The organism is Nonomuraea sp. NPDC049152, assembly GCF_040648355.1.
In the GTDB taxonomy this organism is placed as follows: Bacteria; Actinomycetota; Actinomycetes; order Streptosporangiales; family Streptosporangiaceae; genus Nonomuraea.
Map to the genome: position 1 here is coordinate 20,466 of NZ_JBEZDO010000009.1, position 21,253 is coordinate 41,718.

At 71.4% G+C, this 21,253-nt stretch carries 19 protein-coding genes and 1 pseudogene; 12 read left to right on the forward strand and 8 right to left on the reverse strand.

Going from position 1 to position 21,253, the window contains the following annotated elements; all coding sequences use genetic code 11:
• Window positions 1-212 precede the first annotated feature (212 nt).
• Window positions 213-1,058 (forward strand): endo alpha-1,4 polygalactosaminidase, encoded by an 846-nt coding sequence (locus tag AB0B45_RS18075; protein WP_358131751.1) that lies wholly within the window; start codon window positions 213-215, stop codon window positions 1,056-1,058.
• A 109-nt stretch (window positions 1,059-1,167) separates the two neighbouring features.
• On the opposite strand, the gene AB0B45_RS18080 is transcribed toward AB0B45_RS18075, so the two are convergent.
• A complete protein-coding gene (locus AB0B45_RS18080; protein ID WP_358131753.1) occupies window positions 1,168-1,878 on the reverse strand; it encodes an SDR family NAD(P)-dependent oxidoreductase in 711 nt (236 codons plus the stop codon).
• A gap of 119 nt (window positions 1,879-1,997) precedes the next feature.
• Here AB0B45_RS18080 and AB0B45_RS18085 point away from each other — a divergent pair, with 119 nt between their 5' ends.
• Window positions 1,998-2,726 (forward strand): Mut7-C RNAse domain-containing protein, encoded by a 729-nt coding sequence (locus AB0B45_RS18085; protein ID WP_358131754.1) that lies wholly within the window; start codon window positions 1,998-2,000, stop codon window positions 2,724-2,726.
• Window positions 2,727-2,771: 45 nt separating this feature from the next.
• On the opposite strand, the gene AB0B45_RS18090 is transcribed toward AB0B45_RS18085, so the two are convergent.
• Complete coding sequence (locus AB0B45_RS18090; RefSeq protein WP_358131756.1) at window positions 2,772-3,533, reverse strand: aminotransferase class IV; 762 nt, start codon at window positions 3,531-3,533, stop codon at window positions 2,772-2,774.
• A 70-nt stretch (window positions 3,534-3,603) separates the two neighbouring features.
• Between AB0B45_RS18090 and AB0B45_RS18095 the strand changes: the two genes are divergently transcribed.
• Entirely contained in the window at window positions 3,604-4,047 is a 444-nt protein-coding gene (locus AB0B45_RS18095; RefSeq protein WP_358131758.1) for a nuclear transport factor 2 family protein, read from the forward strand.
• Window positions 4,048-4,120: 73 nt separating this feature from the next.
• Here AB0B45_RS18095 and AB0B45_RS18100 read toward each other — a convergent pair whose 3' ends face one another.
• Window positions 4,121-5,332 carry a M20 family metallopeptidase gene (locus tag AB0B45_RS18100; protein WP_358131760.1) on the reverse strand — a complete coding sequence of 404 codons (1,212 nt, stop codon included), beginning with the start codon at window positions 5,330-5,332 and terminating at the stop codon, window positions 4,121-4,123.
• A 61-nt stretch (window positions 5,333-5,393) separates the two neighbouring features.
• Here AB0B45_RS18100 and AB0B45_RS18105 point away from each other — a divergent pair, with 61 nt between their 5' ends.
• Both AB0B45_RS18105 and AB0B45_RS18110 read left to right on the forward strand, forming a co-directional pair.
• Window positions 5,394-6,173: an HAD-IIA family hydrolase gene (locus AB0B45_RS18105; protein ID WP_358131762.1), complete on the forward strand. Its 780-nt coding sequence runs from the start codon at window positions 5,394-5,396 to the stop codon at window positions 6,171-6,173.
• A 42-nt stretch (window positions 6,174-6,215) separates the two neighbouring features.
• Entirely contained in the window at window positions 6,216-6,836 is a 621-nt protein-coding gene (locus AB0B45_RS18110; protein WP_358131764.1) for a hypothetical protein, read from the forward strand.
• Here AB0B45_RS18110 and AB0B45_RS18115 read toward each other — a convergent pair.
• The 3 genes from AB0B45_RS18115 to AB0B45_RS18125 are packed head-to-tail and all read right to left on the reverse strand — an operon-like array spanning window position 6,797 to window position 8,995.
• On the reverse strand, window positions 6,797-7,450 hold the full coding sequence (locus AB0B45_RS18115) for a response regulator transcription factor (protein ID WP_358131766.1): 654 nt from the start codon (window positions 7,448-7,450) through the stop codon (window positions 6,797-6,799). The genes AB0B45_RS18110 and AB0B45_RS18115 overlap by 40 nt on opposite strands.
• A complete protein-coding gene (locus AB0B45_RS18120) occupies window positions 7,447-8,487 on the reverse strand; it encodes a histidine kinase (RefSeq protein WP_358131768.1) in 1,041 nt (346 codons plus the stop codon). Before AB0B45_RS18120 ends, AB0B45_RS18115 begins: the two co-directional genes overlap by 4 nt.
• A 58-nt stretch (window positions 8,488-8,545) precedes the next feature.
• Complete coding sequence (locus tag AB0B45_RS18125) at window positions 8,546-8,995, reverse strand: NUDIX hydrolase (RefSeq protein WP_358131770.1); 450 nt, start codon at window positions 8,993-8,995, stop codon at window positions 8,546-8,548.
• A 71-nt stretch (window positions 8,996-9,066) separates the two neighbouring features.
• Here AB0B45_RS18125 and AB0B45_RS18130 point away from each other — a divergent pair, with 71 nt between their 5' ends.
• A complete protein-coding gene (locus tag AB0B45_RS18130; protein WP_358131772.1) occupies window positions 9,067-9,990 on the forward strand; it encodes an acyl-ACP desaturase in 924 nt (307 codons plus the stop codon).
• 7 nt (window positions 9,991-9,997) lie between these two features.
• Window positions 9,998-11,920: an AarF/UbiB family protein gene (locus AB0B45_RS18135; RefSeq protein ID WP_358131773.1), complete on the forward strand. Its 1,923-nt coding sequence runs from the start codon at window positions 9,998-10,000 to the stop codon at window positions 11,918-11,920.
• 44 nt (window positions 11,921-11,964) lie between these two features.
• Here the strand turns inward: AB0B45_RS18135 and arfB are convergent.
• Window positions 11,965-12,351 (reverse strand): annotated as a pseudogene (gene arfB, locus AB0B45_RS18140) (alternative ribosome rescue aminoacyl-tRNA hydrolase ArfB); the annotation flags it as partial.
• 145 nt (window positions 12,352-12,496) lie between these two features.
• On the opposite strand from arfB, the gene AB0B45_RS18145 reads away from it, so the two are divergent.
• The 5 genes from AB0B45_RS18145 to AB0B45_RS18165 all read left to right on the forward strand — a co-directional run bounded on the left by AB0B45_RS18145 (window position 12,497) and on the right by AB0B45_RS18165 (window position 19,756).
• Window positions 12,497-13,306 (forward strand): hypothetical protein, encoded by an 810-nt coding sequence (locus AB0B45_RS18145; protein ID WP_358131775.1) that lies wholly within the window; start codon window positions 12,497-12,499, stop codon window positions 13,304-13,306.
• Window positions 13,307-13,314: 8 nt separating this feature from the next.
• On the forward strand, window positions 13,315-15,075 hold the full coding sequence (locus tag AB0B45_RS18150; protein ID WP_358131777.1) for an HSP90 family protein: 1,761 nt from the start codon (window positions 13,315-13,317) through the stop codon (window positions 15,073-15,075).
• A 5-nt stretch (window positions 15,076-15,080) separates the two neighbouring features.
• Window positions 15,081-17,618, forward strand: a complete 2,538-nt coding sequence (locus AB0B45_RS18155) for a hypothetical protein (RefSeq protein WP_358131778.1) — start codon at window positions 15,081-15,083, stop codon at window positions 17,616-17,618.
• A 62-nt stretch (window positions 17,619-17,680) separates the two neighbouring features.
• Complete coding sequence (locus tag AB0B45_RS18160; RefSeq protein ID WP_358131779.1) at window positions 17,681-19,168, forward strand: alkaline phosphatase D family protein; 1,488 nt, start codon at window positions 17,681-17,683, stop codon at window positions 19,166-19,168.
• Between the two features lie 21 nt (window positions 19,169-19,189).
• The gene (locus tag AB0B45_RS18165) at window positions 19,190-19,756 is read left to right on the forward strand and encodes an HAD family phosphatase (protein ID WP_358131781.1); all 567 of its coding nucleotides are present in this window, start codon (window positions 19,190-19,192) and stop codon (window positions 19,754-19,756) included.
• Between the two features lie 21 nt (window positions 19,757-19,777).
• Here the strand turns inward: AB0B45_RS18165 and AB0B45_RS18170 are convergent, their stop codons facing one another.
• A complete protein-coding gene (locus tag AB0B45_RS18170) occupies window positions 19,778-21,190 on the reverse strand; it encodes an FG-GAP-like repeat-containing protein (RefSeq protein WP_358131783.1) in 1,413 nt (470 codons plus the stop codon).
• Window positions 21,191-21,253 lie beyond the last annotated feature (63 nt).

Sequence of the window (21,253 nt, forward strand, 5' to 3'; positions counted from 1 at the left end):
CACCTCCAACCTGGGCGACCAGTATTCCACGACCGCGTCTTGCTCGAAGCTGTTGAAATATCAGGTCGACTGCGCAACTCTAGACGCGTGCTGGCGTGGGCACCCCGATCTCCCTGGGCCACGCCACCGCTCGCGAGCCACGGGCCTGGCCGCGAGGCGGAGTGCGGAACAGCATGCCTGGCGCCCTTGCCGATCATCAAGCGAGGAGAAGCATGCGAGCCTTACAGATCCTTGCCGCCACCCTGCTCACCTGGGTGGCCTTCATCGTCGTCCCCGCATCTGCCCAGGCGGCCGCACCGCCGCCGCCGACCCCCTGCCCCGGCTGCTGGAAACCGGCGCTGAACACCAGCTGGCAGTGGCAGCTGTCGTCGGTGCCAGGCGAGCCGTTCCTCAACGTCACCATGTACGACATCGACGGCTTCAACGCCACCGCGGCCACCGTCAGGCGTCTGCACGAGACCAAGGCGGGCCGCAAGGTCGTCTGCTACATCAGCGCGGGCTCCTACGAGGACTGGCGGCCCGACGCCGCCCAGTTCCCCGCCTCCGTCCTCGGCGCCAACCTCGACGAGTGGCCCGGTGAACGCTGGCTGGACATCAGACAGTACGGCGGGCCGCTCGGGCAGGTCATGCGGGCGCGCATGGACATGTGCAAGTCCAAGGGCTTCGACGCGATCGAGTTCGACAACGTCGACGGCTACACCAACGAGACGGGTTTCCCGCTGACGGCGGCCCACCAGATCGCCTACAACGCGTGGCTGGCAAACGAGGCCCACGCCCGCGGGCTCTCGGTGGGACTGAAGAACGACATCGCGCAGATCCCGCAGCTGCTGCCGTACTTCGACTGGGCGCTGAACGAGCAGTGCTGGCAGTACGGCGAGTGCACGACAGGGCAGAACGGCGACCACGGCTACGACCAGTTCGTGGGCGCGGGCAAGGCGGTGTTCACCGTGGAGTACGAGCTGGGCACCTCGAAGTTCTGCGCCAAGTCCAACGCGCAGAACTTCAACTCCTTGCGCAAGAACTACGAGCTGGACGCCTACCGGGTGGCCTGCCGCTAGAACCACCTGGGCCGACGATCGAAGTCGGCCCGCTCGGGCCGGGCTCTCGGGGGCGCCCGGCCCTCACCGAATGCGGGGCACCCGCCGGACGGCCACGGGTGCCTCCCGGTCAGATGGGCGCGGGCGTCTCCGGCTGGGCGCCGGAGACCAGCCGCTGCGTGCGCCGCGTAATCGCGCCGCTCCAGGTGTCCGGCGCCACGGTGAACCTTCCCGCCCCCACGGCCGCGAGAGCGTCGTCGGCGATGGCCGCGGGATCCTCGCCCACGGTCGACATGCCGGTCCGGACCAGGGCGGGGCACAGCAACGTCACGCCGATCGGCGTGTCCGCGAGCGCCAGCGCGGCCTGCTCGGCGACGGCGACGACGGCGTGCTTGGAAGCCGGGTAGGCGCCGCCGGTGGGAAAGGTCACCAGCCCCGCAAGAGAGGCCGTGATCAGGATGTGCCCGGGCCGGCCTGCCACGAGCATCGGCGGGACGAACGAACGTAGCCCGTTGGTCACACCGCCCACGTTCACCGCGAACACGTTGTCCCAGTCCTCGGCGCTCACTTCCCACGGCGCGCCCAGGTCCTTGCCGACGATGCCCGCGTTCAGGCACACCAGTTGAACGCCCGGCGCGGCGGCGGCGAGAGCGTCCATCGCCCCGGGGTCGGAGACGTCGGTCGGGACCGCTTCGGCTCCCAGCTCAGCGGCGACCTCGGCGAGCGCCGCCGCGTCGCTGTCGGCGAGCACGACGTGCGCCCCTGCCGAGCGAAGACGCGTGGCGAGGGCTCTCCCGATTCCGCTCGCGGCGCCAGTGACGACGGCACTGGTGATGTCCATGGCCTACCTCTCGATCAGCGTCGCTCTCGACAGTCCGCACGCGATCATCCCGCACCGTGATCGACAGCGCACGCGTATATCCATGTGGCGGCGGACGCGGGGGATGGCATGCTGGCAAGGTGGTCGTACGCCTTCGCATCGCCGCAGAGCTGAGACTGTTCCTGCCGGTGGCCCGTCGCCAGGAGTGGCACGAGGTGCCGCTCGACGCCACCGCCACGGTCGGGCACCTGGTCGAGTCGCTCGGCATCCCGCTGACCGAGGTCGGGCCGATGAGAGCCGGCGACCTCGGGGTCGAGCCCTCGTACCAGCCCGCCGAGGGCGACGTGGTCGAGGTGCCGCCGGTGCCGCGCCCGCAGCGGCTGCCGGAGGGGCCGCGGTTCCTGCTGGACGTGCACCTGGGCACACTGGCCAGGCGGCTTCGGCTGCTGGGCATCGACACCGCCTACCACAACGACATGGACGACCCCTCGCTCGTCGCCCAGGCCAACGAGGAGCGGCGGGTGCTGCTGACGCAGGATCGCGGGCTGCTGCGCCGCCGCGCGCTGTGGCTGGGCGCGTACGTGCGGGGTTCGCGCGCGGAGGAGCAGCTCAACGACCTGCTCGGGCGGTTCGCGCCGCCGTTGCGGCCGTGGACGCGGTGCACGGCGTGCAACGGCGAGCTGGTCCCGGTCGGCAAGGACGAGGTCGCGCCGCTGCTCGAGATGGGCACCCGGCGCAACTACGACGCCTACGGCCAGTGCACCGAGTGCGGGCAGGTCTACTGGCACGGCGCGCACAGCGACCACCTGGAGGAGATCGTGCGCACGGCGTACGCGCACCCGGCGACGCGCACCACCTCGGGCCGGTAGCGCCGCCGCGGCGGGAGGTCCCCCGAACCCGTGAGTGTCGCGGTTCTAGATCGTGTCCCAGGGCACGGCGTCGTAGAGGCCGAGCAGGCGGGTCGCGAACGCGTCGTCCAGCTTCAGCGTGCCTTCCTCCAGCCTGCCGACCATGACGACGCCGTGGGAGTTGGTGAGGAAGACCGCCTCGTGGGAGCGCAGGTCGGAGACCCTGATGGGCCGCCGTTCCTGGGGGATGCCCGCCGATCGCAGCGCCCGTTCCATCAGCTGCATGGTGATGCCGCGCAGCATCGGCGCGTCGGGCCAGACGACGGCGGTCCCGTCGAAGCAGCCGAGGTTCGTGATCAAACCTTCGGAGATCAGTCCGTCGGGGGTGGTGAGCAGCCCCTCGTCGTACCCTTCCGCGTCGACCCGCCGGCCGTGGTAGGCCTGGGGGAAGCCGCCCATGTGCTTGATGTGCGGCAGGAAGCGCTGGTACACGACCGGTTTGACGCTCCGCGGCTCGGTGGCCACGTCGATGGGCGGGCGCGCGCTGACGAACACGTGCGGGCCGTCGTCGGCCGCCAGCACGTAGACGCGGACGCTCGCGTCGGTGCGGTCGCCGCCGAGCGCGGTCCTGATCGACCCGACGACGAGCTCGGTGTCGAGGTCGAGGTCGAAGAGCTCGCGGGTGGCCGCGGTCAGGCGGGTCAGGTGCAGGTCGAGGCCGCGGGTGCGCCGGTCGCGTACCTGCATGGCGGTGAAGTGGCCGTAGCGGGCGAGGAGCGGCAGGCCGGCGTCCGGCCCCGCGACCCGGCCGTCGATGACGGTGATCACGTGACCAGCCTACGCCGGACGCCCGCCCGCCCCCGTGGTGCTTGTAGCAAGCGTTTGGTTTGATCCAGGCATGGACGAACGTGAGGTCGCCGACCGGCTGGAGATCGCCGATGTGCTCGCCCGCTACACCAGGGCCGTCGACACGGGGGAGTGGGACAGGCTCTCGGAGGTGTTCACCGCCGACGCCGTGATCGACTACCGGGCGGCGGGCGGGATCGCCGGGGGACTGGAGGAGGTCAGGGAATGGCTGGCCGAGGTGCTCGCGCACTGGCCCGGGCGGCTGCACCTGATCGGCGCGCCGGTCGTCGACTTCACCGGCGACGGGACCGCCCGGGAGGCCGTGGTCCTCGCGCCGTTCACCGACACGCTGGCGCCCTCGAGGGAGATGACGGACGCCGGGGCCAAGGGGTTCTGCCGGGGTGGCGGCTGGTACCGGCACCGCATGATCCGCACCCCCGAGGGGTGGAGGAGCAGGGAACTGGTCGAGGAGCAGTCCTGGCGCACGATCGGCTGACGACGTGACGGCGGCCCGCCCCGCACGCCGGAACGGCGTGATGGACGGGCCCCGGCCCCGTGATCGCGGTGGGCTATCGGGTGCCTGCCGTACCAGATGGCGAGAGCCTGCTCAACGCCAGCGACGCGTACAGCGCCGCGCCGTCCGGCAGGACGGCGTCGTCGAACAGGGCCTCGGGGGAGTGGTTGTACGGCGCGTCGGCCGGGTCGCGGTCGGGCGGGCACGCGCCGAGGAAGACGAACGCGCCCGGCACGTCCTCCAGCACGTAGGAGAAGTCCTCTGACCCGGTGACCGGCTGCGGGGCCACGAAGAAGCGGCCGGGACCGAAGAGCCCGTCGATGGTCTCCCCCGCGAACGACGCCTCGTCCGGGGTGTTGACCGTGACCGGGTAGCCCATGCCGAACGAGGCCTCGACCCGCAGGCCGTGCGCCGCGCCGATGCCCTCGACGAGCTGGACGGCGCGCTGCTTGATGCGGGCCCTGCTGCCCTTGCTGAAGGTCCTGATCGTGGCGGAGAAGCGGGCGTCGTCGGGGATGACGTTGTCGACGGTGCCGGCGTGGAAGCTGCCGACGGTCACCACGACGGGGTCGAACACGTCGAAGGCCCTGGTCACCAGCGTCTGCAGGGCGGTGACCATCTCGCACGCGGCGGGGATGGGGTCCTGGGCGCGCTGAGGCGTGGAGCCGTGGCCGCCCCTGCCGATCACGTGGACGTTCAGCGTGTCCGCCGCGGCCATGATGGGCCCGCCGCGCGAGGAGAAGACGCCGGGCGGCAGCATCGCCGAGACCACGTGCATGCCGTACGCGGCCACGACCCTCGAGCCCGCGGCGTCGAGCACGCCCTCGTCGATCATGAACCTGGCGCCCTCGTAGCCTTCCTCGCCCGGCTGGAACATGAACACCACGTCGCCCGCCAGCTCCTCCCGCCTGGCGGCGAGCAGGTGCGCGGCCCCCGCCAGCATCGAGGTGTGCAGGTCGTGGCCGCAGGCGTGCATCCTGCCCTCGTGGGAGGAGATGTACGGCAGGCCGTTGCGCTCGGCGACGGGCAGCGCGTCCATGTCGCCCCTGAGCAGGACCGAGGGCCCCGGCCTGCCGCCGCGCAGCACCGCGGTGACCGAGCTGAGCGACTCGCCCGTGCTGATCTCCAGCGGCAGGCCGTCGAGCGCGGCGAGCACCTTCTCCTGCGTGATGGGGAGATGGAGACCGACCTCAGGAGTGGTGTGCAGAGAGTGACGGAGCTGGACTAGCTCGTCCCGCAGGTCCTGGGCTGATTCAAGAAGCGACATGAAGCACATTCTTCATGTGTCTGCCATAGGGCGGACAAGTGGTCGTTTGTAGGATGGCCAGGTGACTGAGCGTAAGCCCATCCAGAGCTGGTTGTCCGACATGGACGGTGTTCTCGTGCACGAGGGCCATCCCGTCCCCGGTGCCGACGTGTTCATCAAGCGCCTGCGCGATTCGGGCAAGAGTTTCAGGGTGCTCACCAACAACTCCATCTACACCCCCAGGGATCTCGCGGTACGGCTGCGCGTGGCGGGCCTGGAGGTGCCGGAGGAGGCCATCTTCACCTCGGCGATGGCGACCGCGCGCTTCCTCGACGACCAGCGTCCCGGGGGGTCGGCCTACGTGATCGGCGAGGCGGGGCTGACGACGGCGCTGCACGAGACCGGCTACGTGCTGACCGACATCAACCCCGAGTACGTGGTGCTCGGCGAGACGCGCACCTACAGCTTCACGCAGATCACGAAGGCGATCCGGCTGATCGAGGGCGGCGCCCGCTTCATCGCGACGAATCCGGATCCGGTGGGGCCGTCGAACGAGGGCTCGCTGCCCGCGTGCGGCGCGGTGGCCGCGATGATCACCAAGGCCACGGGCGTCGATCCGTACTTCATCGGCAAGCCCAACCCCATGATGATGCGTCACGCGCTGAACGCCATCGGGGGCCACAGCGAGACCACCGCGATGATCGGCGACCGGATGGACACCGACATCGTCTGCGGCATGGAGGCGGGCCTCTACACCATCCTCGTGCTGAGCGGTGTGATGCAGCGCGAGCAGATCGAGCGCTTCCCGTTCCGCCCTTCGCTGGTGGTGGAGTCCGTGGCCGACCTCGTCGAAAGGGTCTGATTCCTGCCGCGTTCTGTCAGGTACGGCTGGCAGGCTGGCCTCATGCACCGCATCTACCTGGAGCTCGGTCCCAAGAAGGTGTTCGCCTGCTCGCTCGACTGGCCGGGCTGGTGCCGCGTCGACAAGACCGAGGAGCTGGCCATCGGCCGGCTGGCCGACTACGCCCCGCGCTACCGGGTGATCGCCGAGCGCGCCGGCCTGGACTTCGTGCCCGGTGAGCCCGTCGTGGTCGAGTGGGTCAAGGGCACCAGCACCACCGACTTCGGCGCGCCGGACGCCCAGCCCGCCGCCGACTCCGAGCCCGTCGACCCCGCGACGGCCGCCCGCGACGTGGCACTGCTGAGGGCGGCATGGGCGCTGTTCGACGAGACCGCCGCCGTCACCCCCGAGGAGCTGCGCAAGGGGCCGCGCGGCGGTGGGCGCGACCGCTCCAAGATGGTCGACCACGTGACCGAGGCCGAACGCGCCTACGCCCGCAAACTCGGCGTGAGGCGCCCGCCGTTCACGTCCGTCGCCGACCGTGACGCCATGCGCGAGGAGCTGGCGGCGGTCCTGCTGGAGGGCCGCTCGGTGGCCTGGTCCAGCCGCTACGCCTGCCGCCGCGTCGCCTGGCACGTCATCGATCACCTCTGGGAGATGGAGGACCGCAGGTCGTTCTCGTAGGCGAGGATGACCAGCTGGACCCTGTCCCTGACGCCCAGCTTGGTGATCGCGCGCGAGATGTGCGTCTTGACGGTCAGCGGGCTGATCACCAGCCGGCGACCGATCTCCTCGTTCGACAGCCCGGCGGCGATCAGGTCCACGACCTCCAGCTCGCGTGCCGTCAGCGCGTCCAGGGTGCCCGAGGGCGCGGGGCGGCTCGCGAAGCGCTCGACGACCCTGCGGGTGACGCCAGGCGACAGCAGCGAGTCGCCCGCGTGCACGACCGCGACGGCGCGGCGCAGCTCGGCCGGCTCGACGTCTTTGGTCAGGAAGCCGCTGGCGCCGGCGCGAAGGGCCGCGAAGACGTTCTCGTCGGTGTCGAACGTGGTCAGGATGATGATCCGGCAGCCGGGCAGCTCGGCGAGGATGCGCCTGGTGGCGGCGATGCCGTCCGAGCCGGGCATGCGGATGTCCATCAGCACCACGTCGGGCTTCAGTCGGAGCGCCTGCCGTACCGCCTCCTCGCCGGTGCCGGCCTCGCCGACCACGGCGATCTCCTCGTCCTTGGCCAGCAGGGCGCGGAAGCCCGCGCGCACCAGCGCCTGGTCGTCGGCGAGCAGCACGTCGATCGTCATACCGGCAATCCTGCCCTGACGGCGAAGCCGTCGTCGGCCTCGATCTCCAGCCAGCCGCCGAGGGCGGTGACCCGCTCACGCATGCCGGTCAGGCCGTGGCCCTCGGCGTAGGTGACGGGACCCGCGCCGTCGTCGACCACCTCGACCCGCACCTGGCGGGAGGAGTAGTCCAGGTGGACGAGCAGGCGGCGCGCGTCGGAGTGCTTCAGCGCGTTGGTCATCGCCTCCTGCGCGATGCGGAAGGCGGCCATGGCCTGCGCGGCGGGCACCTCGGTGGGGTCGCCGCGCTCGTCGAGGGTCACGTCGAGCCCCGCCTCCCTCGCCCTGGCGACCAGGTCGGCGATCGAGGAGAGCTCGGGCTGGGGTTCGCCCGACACGTCGCGCAGCACGCCGATCAGCGACTTGAGGTCGGCCATCGCCTTCTTGCGGACGCCGGAGGCGACTCTGATGGCGTCCTTGGCCTCCGGCAGCGAATCGGCCTCGCCGGCGACGTTCAGGTGGAGGCCGACGACGGTGAGGGTGTGCGCGACGACGTCGTGCAGCTCCCTGGCGATCTGCAGCCGCTGCTCGGCCAGCCTGGTGGTGGCGGCCTCGCGCAGCCTGGCCTCGTGCTCGGCCCGCCAGCGCAGGTGCTGGCGGTAGCCGTGGGCCAGGGCCAGCACCAGGGCTAGCCACAGCAGCTCCGCGCCGCCCCTGGTCAGCTCCATGGCGGGAGCGACCGCGGCGGTCAGGGTGAGCACGCAGATCCCGGCCGTCCACGTCAGGTTCGCCAGCCCGGCGGTGAAGACCGCGATCGTCATCGGCCAGATGACACCGCCCTCGAACAGCCCGCCGTACTGGGCGCCCAGCAGCGCAGCCGCCGACAGCGCCAGCACGGTCACGGGAGCGCGCCTTCTGGCCAGCAGCAACAGGCCGAGCGCGATCGCGACGGGAATCGTGCCGTTCCAGGTCAGCGGGGCGCCGACGGAGGCGAGCGAGGTCAGGGCGCAGATCGTGGTGAGGAGGGCGAGCACGGCGTCGAGAAGCAGGAGGGGCATGCCGCGAACGCTAACGAGCGCGGTGCCCTCGGGTCGTCCTCCTTCGCGAGTCATCCGACTACATCGATCGATGTATGAGGCGGGGCAGCGAGGTGATGTGCGCGGCGAGGTAGTCGCCGAGGGCCTCGGGGACCAGCCGCCGCGAGGTGATCTCGGCGGGGTCGAGGGGGAGCCGCTCGACGTCGTAGACGCCGCTCGCGGGATCCTCAGACTCGGGACCGTGGCGCAGCGCGGGATCCATGCAGACCAGGCGGCAGCCGTACACGTGCTGGGTCTTGACCGCGCCCTGGTAGGGGTAGGTGAGCGTGGTCAGCGGGGTGACGGCGGAGACGACCGCGCCCAGCTCCTCCAGCAGCTCTCTGCGCAGCGTGTGCTCCAGGCTCGCGTCCTCCGGTTCGACGTGGCCGCCGGGGACCGACCAGTACAGCTCCTTGCCGGGCACCGTACGCCGGAAGATGACCAGCCGCTCGTCATCATCGAGCAGGACACCTCGGACACTAGGTCGCATAATGACCCTCCAGTTTCTTGGGGTAGCCTAACTTACGGTTGCGTAGCTTGAAGGAGATGAGCTTTATGGTGATGAGTCAGACAGAGCTCCTGCACGAGCTTGAGCCGGTCGTGGCGGGCGAGCTCGACCGCCACCTCAAGGTCGCCAAGGAGTGGTTCCCCCACGAGTACGTTCCGTGGAGCGAGGGCCGCAACTTCGACGGCATCTTCGGCGGCGACGCCTGGCAGGAGAGCGACTCGACCATTCCCGAGGCGGCCCGCGTCTCGCTGATCGTCAACCTCCTCACGGAGGACAACCTGCCCAGCTACCACCACGAGATCGCCACCACCTTCGGCCGCGACGGCGCGTGGGGCACCTGGGTCGGGCGCTGGACCGCGGAGGAGGGCAGGCACGCCGTCGCCATCCGCGACTACCTCACCATCTCGCGCGCCGTCGACCCCGTCGCGCTGGAGCGCGCCCGCATGGTCCACATGGAGGGCGGCTTCCAGACCGAGTACGGCACCATGCTGGAGCAGCTGGCCTACGTCTCCTTCCAGGAGCTGGCCACCCGCATCTCGCACCGCAACACGGGCAGGGCGTCGGGCGACCCCAACTGCGAGCGCCTGCTCGCCAAGATCGCCGCCGACGAGAACCTCCACATGCTCTTCTACCGCAACCTGCTCAAGGCGGCCTTCGAGCTCGACCCCAACCAGACGATGCGCGCCATCACCGATGTCGTGACGACGTTCCAGATGCCGGGCACCACCATCGAGGGTTTCACCCGCAAGGCGATGATCATCGCTCACGAGGGGATCTACGACCTGCGTCTGCACCTCGACGACGTGCTCATGCCGGTGCTGCGCCAGTGGGCGGTCTTCGACAAGACCAACCTGGACGGCGACGGCGCCAAGGCCCGCGACGAGCTGGCCGCCTACCTGGCCAAGACCGAGACGACCGCCGCCAGGTTCGTCGAGCGCAGGGAGGCGCGCAGGGCACGCGAAGAGGCCATGCGATGATCTGCGGGTGCCCCTGCTCCTAGCCATCTCCCTGGCCGTCGTGCTGCTGCTGCTCGCGACGGCGGCGCAGCGTCTCCTCGACGTCAGGTTCGGCCCCGTTCGTATGACGCTGGCCGTGCTGCTGGCGCTGATGCTCACCCCGGCGTTCCTGGCGCCGGTGTTCCAGTCGTTCGAGAAGTATGACGCCACGCGCGATAACGGCCTCGGCCCCCTGTGGATCGTGATCCTGGTGTCGATGTGCGTCGTGCTGATCCCCATGGTCATCCTGGTGCTCGGCGAGGCGCTCGTGCCGCCCGGATCCATTCCGGGGCCGATCGAGCTGGTGAAGTCGGTGCGCGGGCGGCTCGCCCGCGCACGCCGCTACTCACAGATCACCAGGATCGCCATCAGGCACGGCCTGGGCCCCTACCTCAGGGGCAGGGGCGACGACCCCGAGGACCGCGGCGGCAGGGTACGGCTGGCCCGCTCGCTGCGAGAGGCGCTCGACGACGGCGGCGTCACGTTCGTCAAGCTCGGGCAGGTGCTGTCCACCCGTCGCGACCTGCTGCCGCCCGAGTTCATCGACGAGCTCGGCCGACTGCAGGACCACGTCAAGCCCGCGTCGTGGGAGGAGATCGCCCAGGTCGTCGACCTGGACGCGTTCGCCTCCTTCGACCGCACGCCGCTGGCCGCCGCCTCGATCGCCCAGGTCCACGCCGCCCGCCTGCACAGCGGCGAGGAGGTCGTCGTCAAGGTCCAGCGCCCCGGGATCGCGCCGGTCGTCGCCAAGGACCTCGACATCGTCGCCAGGCTGGCGGTGACGCTCGAGGCCAGGACGAAGTGGGGGCGGACGCTCGGCCTCAGGGAGCTGGCCGCGGGCTTCGCCGCCGCGCTGCGCGAGGAGCTCGACTTCCGCGTCGAAGCGGGCAACATGGCGGCCGTCGCCGCCTCGGCCACAGGACCCGTGACCTATCCGACCCCCTACACACCGCTCTGCACCGACCGGGTGCTGGTAATGCAGCGGCTGTCGGGCAAGCCGCTGGCGACGGCCCTGGCCGCCGAAGGGCCCGCGCTGGCCCGCACGCTGCTCGACTGCCTGCTGCGGCAGATCCTGCTCGACGGCGTCTTCCACGCCGACCCGCACCCCGGCAACATCATGCTGCTGACCGACGGCTCGGTCGGCCTGCTCGACTTCGGCTCCGTCGGCCGGCTCGACGCCTCCCTGCGCTCCGCGCTGCAGCGCTTCCTCCTGGCCATGGACAGGCAGGACCCGCTCGGCGTCACCGACGCGCTCCTCGAGGTCGTCCCCAGGCCCGAGGACATCGACGAGGCGGGTCTCGAACGCGCGCTCGGCCAGTTCATGGCCAGGCACCTCGGCCCAGGCATGGACAGCGTCGCGCTGTTCACCGACCTGTTCAGGATCGTCTCCGAGTACGGCCTGTCGATCCCGCCGGAGGTCGCGGCCGTCTTCCGCGCGCTCGCGACGCTGGAGGGCACGCTCGTACGGCTCTCGCCCGGCTTCAACCTCATCGGCGAGGCGAGGGCGTTCGCCGGACGCTACCTGGCCGAGCAGGTCAACCCCGCCACCGTGAAGGAGGCCGTGGCGCAGGAGGTCACCGCGCTGCTGCCGATGCTGCGGAGGCTGCCCAGGCGGGTGGAGCGGATCGCCAGCGCGGCCGAGCACGGCAGGTTCTCGATGAACGTGCGGCTGCTGGGCGACGAGCGTGACCGCGCGTTCGTCACGAACCTGCTGCACCAGGCGCTGCTCACGGTGCTGGGGGCGACGGCGGGGCTGATGGCGGTGCTGCTGCTCGGCACCGAGGGCGGCCCCGTGGTCATCAAGGGGCAGATGTCGCTGTTCCAGCTGATCGGCTACAACCTACTGGTGGTCAGCTCGGTGCTGGTGTTGCGCGTGCTCATCGTCGTCTTCCGCCGGAGACCGCCCTCGTAGGCCTCACGCCTGCCCGGGCGGGAAGGCGCCGAGCCGGGTGGAGCTCAGATCTCGCGGCGAAGTCGTTTGAGGTCGGAGCGGTGTTTCTTGCCGGCCAGGCGGCGCTCGACGGAGCCCTTGCTCGGCTTGGTCGGCCTGCGCCGCTTGGCCGGCGGCGCGATGGCCTCGCGGACGCGCTGGGCGAGCCGGTGCGCCGCGGCCTCGCGGTTGCGCAGCTGGGAGCGGTACTCCGACGCCGCCACCGTGATCACCGGCGACGGCAGCCGCTCCAGCGCGCGCTCTTTCAGCGCGGGCGGGATCGCCGCGCTCGCCGAGACGTCGAAGAGCAGCTCGACCCTGCTGTCGGTGGTGTTCACCCCCTGACCGCCCGGTCCTGAAGAACGCGAGAAGCGCCACACGAGCTCGTCGGCTGGAATGGCGATCGAGTCGTTGACGATCAACGGGCCGGTCATCGGAACACCTCCTTCACCTGGAAACCGTACCTGGGTGACATATGCCCAAGGCAACAAGATTTTCCTCGCAATCCATCCGCAAGCCTGGCGTGGCACCATGTCCCGGGAAACGTGGGGAGTGATCATGGCGGAGATCGTCGGCGTGCACGGCATCGGCAAGTACAACTACTACCTGCAGGCGGGGCGGTCGGTGGGCGGCGCGGCCGAGGCGATGCGGGTGAAGTGGGACCGCTACCTCAGTGCGGGGTTGGGCGGCCCGCAGGGCACCTACTTCACCGAGGTGGCCTACTACGCCCACCACCTCAACGACCAGGGCAAGGCCAAGCGGATCGAGTCGATGGGCGCCATGGAGCAGCAGGTGTTCGTCGCCTGGGCCAAGCAGCTCGGCGTGGGCGAGACGTTCACGGGAGCGCTCAAGGCGTTCACCGGCTGGCTGCTGACCAGGCTGGACACCAGGGCGGCGGCCTTCGCCGCGCTGTTCTGCCCCGAGGTCGCCGCCTACCTCACCGACGCGGCCAGGCGCGAGCGGTGCAGGCAGGACGTGGCCGAGGTGCTCAGGCGGCGCGCGCCCAAGGTCGTGGTTGCCCACTCGCTCGGCAGCGTCGTCGCCTACGAGACGCTGCACGCCAATCCGGACATCGAGGTGGACCTGCTGATCACCCTGGGCAGCCCTCTGGGCATGCGCAACGTGGTGTTCGAGCACCTGCTGCCCGCCCCCGTCAACGGCCTCGGCGAGCGGCCGAAGGGCGTGCGGCGGTGGGTCAACATCGCCGACAAGGACGACATCGCGGCCATCCCGCCCGCGCTGCGCGCGTGCTTCACCGGCGTCGACTTCGAGGCGCTGGTCAACCTGGACTGGCTCGACTTCCACACCGTGGAGAAGTATCTGGGCTGTGGCGCGATCAACCAGCATCTCCACCCATACCTGGCATAGTGTCGGGCGTGGAAAACGCCTTTCAAGTGGACCTGCGTGGTGTCGTCGATCTGCTGAGCCGTCACCTGTACTCCAGTCCCCGCGTCTATGTGCGCGAACTGCTGCAGAACGCGGCCGACGCCATCACCGCCCGCGCGGAAGGCGAGGGCCGCGTCGCGATCGAGGTCGCCGAAGGACAGGTGCGCGTTCACGACAACGGGATCGGCCTCACCGAGGACGAGGTGCACACGCTGCTGGCCACCATCGGCCGCTCGTCCAAGCGCGACGAGCTCGGGTTCGCCAGGCACGAGTTCCTCGGGCAGTTCGGCATCGGGCTGCTGTCGGGGTTCCTGGTCGCCGACGAGATCCACGTCGAGACCAGGTCGGTCACCGGCACCCCCACAGTGAGCTGGACCGGCAGGTCGGACGGCACCTACCAGGTGGCGCCCGCGCCCGCCGAGCGGCCCGAGCCGGGCACGACGGTCACACTGAAGGCCCGCAGGGACGCCGCCGAGTGGGTCGACCCGCGCACCGTCACCGAGCTGGCCACCCTGTACGGCTCGCTGCTGCCGATCACGGTCACCGTCAACGGCGTCGCGACGACGGCAGGCCCGCCGTGGCTGTCCCCGCACGACTCTCCCGACGCGCGCAGGACCGCGCTGCTGGAGTACGGAAGGCAGCTGTTCGGCTTCACCCCCTTCGACGTCATCGACCTCGACGTCCCCGAGGCGGCCCTGACCGGCGTCGCGTTCGTGCTGCCCAGTCCCGCCAACCCGACCGCGCGCGCCACCCACCGCGTCTATCTCAAGCGCATGCTGCTCACCGAACGCGCCGAGGGTGTGCTGCCGGACTGGGCGTTCTTCGCCCGCTGCGTCCTCGACGCAGGCGAGCTGCGCCCCACCGCCAGCCGCGAGGCCCTCTATGAGGACGAGCTCCTGGAGCACACCCGCGACCGGCTCGGCGGCCAGCTGCGCGAATGGCTCGTCAGGCTGGCCGAGACCGACCCCGCCCGCCTGCGCGCCTTCCTGCGCCTGCACCACCTCGGCGTCAAGGCCCTCGCCCTGCACGACGACGACATGCTGCGCCTGGTCGACAGGTGGCTGGAGTTCGAGACCAGCGACGGCCCGATGACGCTCGCCCAGTTCAGGACCCGCCACCCGCAGGGCCGCTTCACCGCCAGCGTCGACGAGTTCCGCCAGCTGTCGGCCGTGTCGGGCGCGCAGGGTGTCGGCCTGGTCAACGGCGGCTACGTCTACGACAGCGACATCCTGGGGCGCCTCCAGCGGATCGACCCCGACATCCGCCTCGACCGCCTGGACCCGGGCGAGCTGGCCACCCAGCTCGGCCCCGTCGACCCTGGCGCGGACCTGGCCGCCAGGCCCTTCATCTCCGCGGCCGCCCGCGTCCTCGACCCCCTCGGCTGCGAGCTGGTGCTGCGCGACTTCGACCCGGCCTCGCTGCCCGCCCTCTACCTGACCAGCAGGGCCGCCGAACACCAGGCCGAGCTGCGCGAGGCCAAGGAGGCAGCCGACGACCTGTGGGCCGACGTGCTCGGCGCGATGGAGCGGACCGTCGCCGCCGACCGTCCCCGCCTGGTGCTCAACCACCGCAACCCCCTCGTGCGCCGCGTCGTGCTGCTCAAGGACCTGTCGCTGGCCGCCACCGCCGTGGAGGCGCTGTACGGCATGGCGCTGCTGCACGGCCACCACCCCCTGCGCGCCGCCGACACCGCGGCGTTGAACCGTTCGTTCCTCGGCCTGCTCGACTGGGCCGTCCTCGGCAAGGAGTGACCCCGATGGCCGATGTTGAGGAGATGCTGGACCAGGCCAGGCAGATGCCGTACGGCGAGGCCAGGTCCGTGCTGCTCGAACAGGCGCTCAAGGCCGCGGGCCACGACCCCGAGCTGGCCTTCGAGGTGCGGCTGCAGCTGACCGAGGCCTACCAGTACGGCGCCGAGCCCGCCAAGTCGTTCGCCACGTTCTCCCGCAGCGTCGCCGAGTACGACGCCGACCCCGGGCGCCGGTCGAACTGGCAGACCTACAGCCTGCTGTGGCAGTTCAAGTGGATCGCCGGCGACATGCGCCGCTTCCCCGAGATCCCGCTCCGGCGGGCCTACGACGCGCTGGCGGAGATGGAGCGCCGCTACGTCGAGGCGGGCTACGGCCTGCACGCCGTCCACACCCAGCGCACCTACGTCGCCGAGCACATCGGCGACAGGGCCGCCGCCGACGAATGGTTCCACCAGTGGCAGACCACCCCGCGTGACGACATGTCCGACTGCGAGGGCTGTGACCCCAGCGGCAAGGTGTGGCACCTGTCGTGGATGGGCCGCGACGAGGAGGCCATCGAGCTGGCCGCGCCTGTCGTCGCGGGCCACCTGACCTGCCACGTCCAGCCGCAGGGCATCCTCAGCAACCTGCTGCTGCCGTACGCGCGGACGGGGCGGCTCGACGAGGCAGCCGCCGCGCACCTGCGCGCCTACCGGCTCGTCCAGGGGGACGCCAACTACGTCGACGACTTCGGCGACCACATGGAGTTCTGCGCCCTCACCGGCAACGAGACCCGTGGCCTGGAGATCCTCCAGCGCGAGCTGCCGCTGCTCGGGCGCTCGCCCACACCGAGCGACCACATGCACTTCGCCGGGTGCGCGGCGCTGCTGCTGCGCCGCCTGGAGGACCTCGGCCAGGGCGGGCTGACCGTGCGCAGGAACGGCACGGACGTGCCCGTCGGCGGCCTGCGCGAGGAGCTGGAGGCCGAGGCCCGCGCCCTGGCCGCCCGCTTCGACGCGCGCAACGGCACCGGCGAGCAGAGCCGCAGACTGGAGGAGCGGCTGGCGGCCGAGCCGCTGGTCGAACACCTGCCGCTGACCCCGCACGCGCGCAGGGTCACGATCCCCTCCGCCCCGCCCGCCCCTCCGCCCGCCACCGCGGGCCCCGCCGAGCTGCTCGACCTGGCCGAGGACGCGTGGCGGCGCAGCGACTACGACGCGGCCTTCGCCGCGTGGGAGCGCTACGACGACGTCGGCGGCGAGGCAGGCGGACGCAGGACCGACGGGCTCGGCTTCGCCGCGATCGTCCGGGGCGACGTGGAGCGGGCCAGGGAGCTGTGGACCCACGCCGCCGAACTCCACGCCCAGGCGGGCGACGAGGCCAGGCGGCAGGTCGCGCTCGGCAGGCTCGGTCTGGTCACGCCGGACGGGCTGCCGCTGGTGGAGGAGTCGCACCGGTGGCTGTCGGTCAACGGCGACGAGCGGCAGCGGACGGCCGCGCTGTCGCGGCTCGCCCAGGCCTACGCGAGCGCCGACCGCGTCGGCGAGGCGATCGCGCTGCTCGAAGGGTCGGCGGACGGCGACCACCTGTCGCTGCTGGCGAGCTTCCTCGCCGACCGCGACCCCGAGCGCGCGCTGGAGGCCGCGCGGGGAGCACGGCAGGCGCTGCGCGCCGAAGGCGACGTGGTCATCCTCGCCAAGACCGCGCTGTTCCACGGCCAGCTCCTCCAGCGGCACGGCGTCCGGCACGGCGGCGACCTGGAGGAGTTGCTCGGCGCCTTGGGCGAGGTGCTGGCCGTGGCGCCGCGCACGGAGGCCGGTCTTCGCGCGATCGCGCACGCCTCCAGGGGCGAGGTGCTGGTCATGGTGGAGCGCGCGGTGGAGGCGGCCGAGGACCTGATCGAGGCCGTCGCCCTGTTCACCGCGCTCGGCCAGGCCCGCAACGCCGCCCTCGCCAGGGTCGACCTGGCCGCCGCCTACCTGGCGGGCGAGCGGCCCATGGATGCGGCCATCGCGGCGGAAGAGGCGCTGGCCGTGCTCGACCCCGGCGACCTGGACAACACCACGAGCCTCATGTGGACGCGCGCCAACGCGCTACGCATGATGGACGACAAGGAGGCGGCGCTCGCCGACTTCACCGCCCTCGTCTCCCTGTACGGTCACCCGCTGCAGTCGGGCAGGGCCGCGGAGTCGGCGGCGAGCGTTCTCGACGAGCTGGACCGCGACCAGGAGGCCGCGGACACCTTCGCCGCCGCGGCCGCCTACTACCGGGCCGCCGGCAGCGCCGACGACCAGGCCAGGACGACCCGCCGCCACGCCATGTCGCTGCACTGGGCGGGCAGGAGCGCCGAGGCCGCCGAGGCCATGACCGAGGCGAGGGCCCTGTCCCAGGACCCGTTCCAGCTCGCCGTCCTCGCCTACGACGAGGCCCGAGTCCTCAGCGGCCTCGACAGGAAGGACGAGGCGCTCCAGCGCGCCCGCGAGGCCGTCGAACGCTTCACGGAGCTCGGCGACGAGCGGGCGGTCGACTCGGCGAAGGACCTGCTCACCTGGCTGGAGGAGTGATGTTCACCTCCGCTTGACTCGGCTGTCATGACCGGGTCAGCGGAGCAGGACATACCTTGGGCGTGGAACGCAGAACCTTCCTCGCCGCGACGGCCGCCTCCTTCCTCCTTCCCCCCTCCCGATCCCTCGCCGGTGATCCGTTCACGCTCGGCGTCGCCTCGGGAGACCCCACCACCGACGGTGTCGTGCTGTGGACCAGGCTCGCGCTCGACCCCCTCAGCGGGGACGGGCGCGGCGGCATGCCCTCCCGCTCCCTCGACGTCGACTGGCAGATCTCGACCGACGAGCGCTTCTCCACGATCGTCCAGTCCGGTACGGCGACCGCCACGGCCGCCGGCGCGCACAGCGTCCACGTCGAGGCGCGTGGCCTCGAACCTGGGCGCGAGTACTTCTACCGCTTCAGGACCGAGGGCAAGCTGTCGCGCGCCGGCCGTACGAGGACCACCCCGACCGGCGCGCAGCCGCTCAACTTCGTCGTGGCCGCCTGCGCCCACTACGAGCACGGCTACTACACCGCCTACCGCCGCCTGGCCGAGCAGGAGCCCGACCTGGTCGTCCACCTGGGCGACTACATGTACGAGTACGGCCCGAGCGGCTACACCGCGCTCGCCGGCAGGGTCCGCACCCACACGCCGGGCAAGTGCGAGTCGCTGGCCGCCTACCGGCTGCGGCACGCGCAGTACAAGAGCGACCGCGACCTGCAGAAGGCGCACGCCGTCGCGCCGTGGCTGGTCGCCTTCGACGACCACGAGATCGAGAACAACTGGGCGGGGCCCGTCTCCAGCACCGGCGCCCCGGACTTCGCCAAGCGCAGGGCCATGGCCTTCCGCGCCTACTACGAGAACATGCCGCTGCGCCGCGCCAGCCTCCAGGGCGCCGTCCTGCGCGTCAACCGGCGCGTCTCGTGGGGCACGCTGGCCCGCTTCCACCTGCTCGACACCCGCCAGTTCAGGGACGACCAGGCCTGCCTCGACGGGGTGCGCGCCTCCTGCGACGAGCGGCTGTCGGCCCGGCGTACGCTCCTGGGCGACGAGCAGCGGCGCTGGCTGTCGGAGGGGCTGCGCTCGTCCACGACGCAGTGGAACCTGCTCGGCCAGCAGATCATCATGGCGCAGCGCGACTACAAGGTGGGACCGGGCCGCGAGGTCAACCTGGACTCGTGGGACGGCTACGCGCCCGAGCGCGACCGCCTGCTCGGCTGGATGAGGGAGACCTCCAACCCCGTCGTGCTGACCGGCGACGCGCACATGCACCACTCGGCCGAGCTCAAGCTCGACTTCGACGATCCCTCCTCGCCGGTCGTCGCCCGCGAGCTGGTCACCTCCTCCATCGCCAGCGACGGCGACGGCTACCGCGACAAGGCCTGGATCGCCGAGGCGCTGGAGGAGAACCCGCACATCTCCTACATCGACCAGCGGCGGGGCTACATCGCGGCCAGGCTCACCTCGTCGGAGCTGTCGGTCGACTTCCGGACGCTCGACTACATCTCCCGCAAGGGCGCCCCCGCCAAGACCACCAAGTCCCTCACCATCCCCGCCACCCCCCTGTAGGCGGCTGTAGCGTCTGTTGTCATGACCTGGGTGCTCTTCGACTACGGAAACGTCCTGTCCCTCCCGCAGCCGAAGGCGGATGTCGAGGCCATGGCGGCCGCCGCCGGAGCGGACCTGGACACCTTCCTGCGCGGCTACTGGGAGCACCGCCTGGAGTTCGACAAGGGAACGCTCACCCCGCGCGAATTCTGGTCGCTGGCGCTCGACCGCGACGTCGGCGACGAGGAGGTCGACAGGCTCGTCGAGCTGGACATGGCCAGCTGGTCACATCCCAACCGCGACACGGTGGCCCTCATGGAACGGCTGCCGCGCGTCGCGCTGCTGTCCAACGCGCCCGGCTGCATCGCCGAGGGCATCGACGGGCTGCCGTGGATGGCCAGGGTCGAACCCCGCTTCTACAGCGCCAGGATGGGCATGGCGAAGCCCGATCCCGAGATCTACCACGCCGTCCTGGACGGGCTGGGCGCCGCGCCCGGCGAGGTGACCTTCGTCGACGACAGGCTGGAGAACATCGAGGCCGCCGAGCGGGTCGGCATCGTGGGCGTGCACTTCCGCGAGCCCGGCGACCTGGCGCCGCTGCTGGGCTGACCCGCTCTCCCCGAGACCGGCTCAGCCGAACGCGTAGCCGTACAGGCCGGGGCCGCTGCCGAGTTTGTGGGCCTTGCCGGGTCGCAGCCCGGTGAACGGCCCCGGGCGGCGGGAGCCGGGCACGAAGGTGATCATGCCCACGCCGGGCGCCGCCACGACCAGCCCGTCGACGGGGCGGGCCGTCGACAGCGTCCGGTAGCGGCCGACGGCAGGCAGCGCGGTCATGGAGGCGCCGAAGTCGCGGCCCCTGCCTTTGATCAGCAGGTCGCCGTGCCTGGTCAGGCCGCCCTTCCTGGCGCTCGCCAGCACCTGCACGGAGTTTTCCCCCGGCACGCCGATCGCCAGCTCGGCGTCGCCGTCGCCGTTGAAGTCGCCGGCCGCCAGCGCCGCGCCGAACCTGTCGTAGTAGCGCGGCGTCCCCTTCAGCAGGCGCTGCGTCCACGCCTCCCACCGCCCCGTGCCGTAGCGGATGTGGACCATGCCGTCGCCGTAGTCCATGGCCCGCTGGTTGGCGCTCAGGCCCTCGCCCGGCACGCCGATCGCCAGGTCGTCGCGCCCGTCGGCGTCGAAGTCGGCGGCGGCGAGCGAGCCGCCGAAGGCGTCCCACTTCTCCGAGGCGCCCTTCACCCCTGGCGAGGACTGGGTGTACTGCACGGCCCTGCGGCTGCGCGGGTTCACGACGGTCACCGAGCCCTGGCCGTCCAGGCGGACGGTGTCGGCGGGGGCGCCGATCGCGATCTCGTCCTTGCCGTCGCCGTCGAAGTCGCCGGTGGTCAGCGCCGAGCCGAACTGGTCGGTGACCAGGCTGCGCTGGCGCAGGCTCCGCTGGGTGATCTGATAGCGCCCGCGGCCCTTGAAGCCGTCGACGACGACCGCGCCGCCGGTGCCCATCGCGGGCGCGCCGATGACCAGCTCGTCGGCCTTGTCACCGTCGAGGTCGCCCGCCGCCAGCGCCGCGCCGTACCGGTCGGAGCCGCGCCTGGTGGACGACAGCTGCCGGCCGGGGGTGAGCCCGCGCGGCGAGCCGTGGAAGAGCTGGACGGCGCCGTTGCCGTCGGCGCCGGGGACGGGCGTGCCGAAGAACTCCTCCGAGACGCCGACGGCGAGGTCGTCGCAGCCGTCGCCGTCGAAGTCGCCGACCGCGAGGGCCGAGCCGAAGGAGTCGCCGATCTCCGGGTCTCCTGGCACGCCGGGCGTCGCCTGGGAGAGCCTGGCCTTCTGGCCGGAGCCGTACATGACCGTGACCGCGCCCGCGCGCGAGTGGCCGTCCACCGTCTCGTACGGCGCCGCGATGGCCAGATCGGGCAGGCCATCGCCGTCGAAGTCCGAGGGGTGGGCGCCGCAGGAGGCCACCGAGGCGCCGGCGATTGTCGTGGGGAGGAAGGGGAGTGTGAGGCAGGCGGCGGCGAGCAGGGCGGTGCGCGAGACGTTCATGCCCGGATGGTCCCCAGGCCCGCCGAACCTGGCCTTAACACCCCGGGAACATGCCAGGATAGG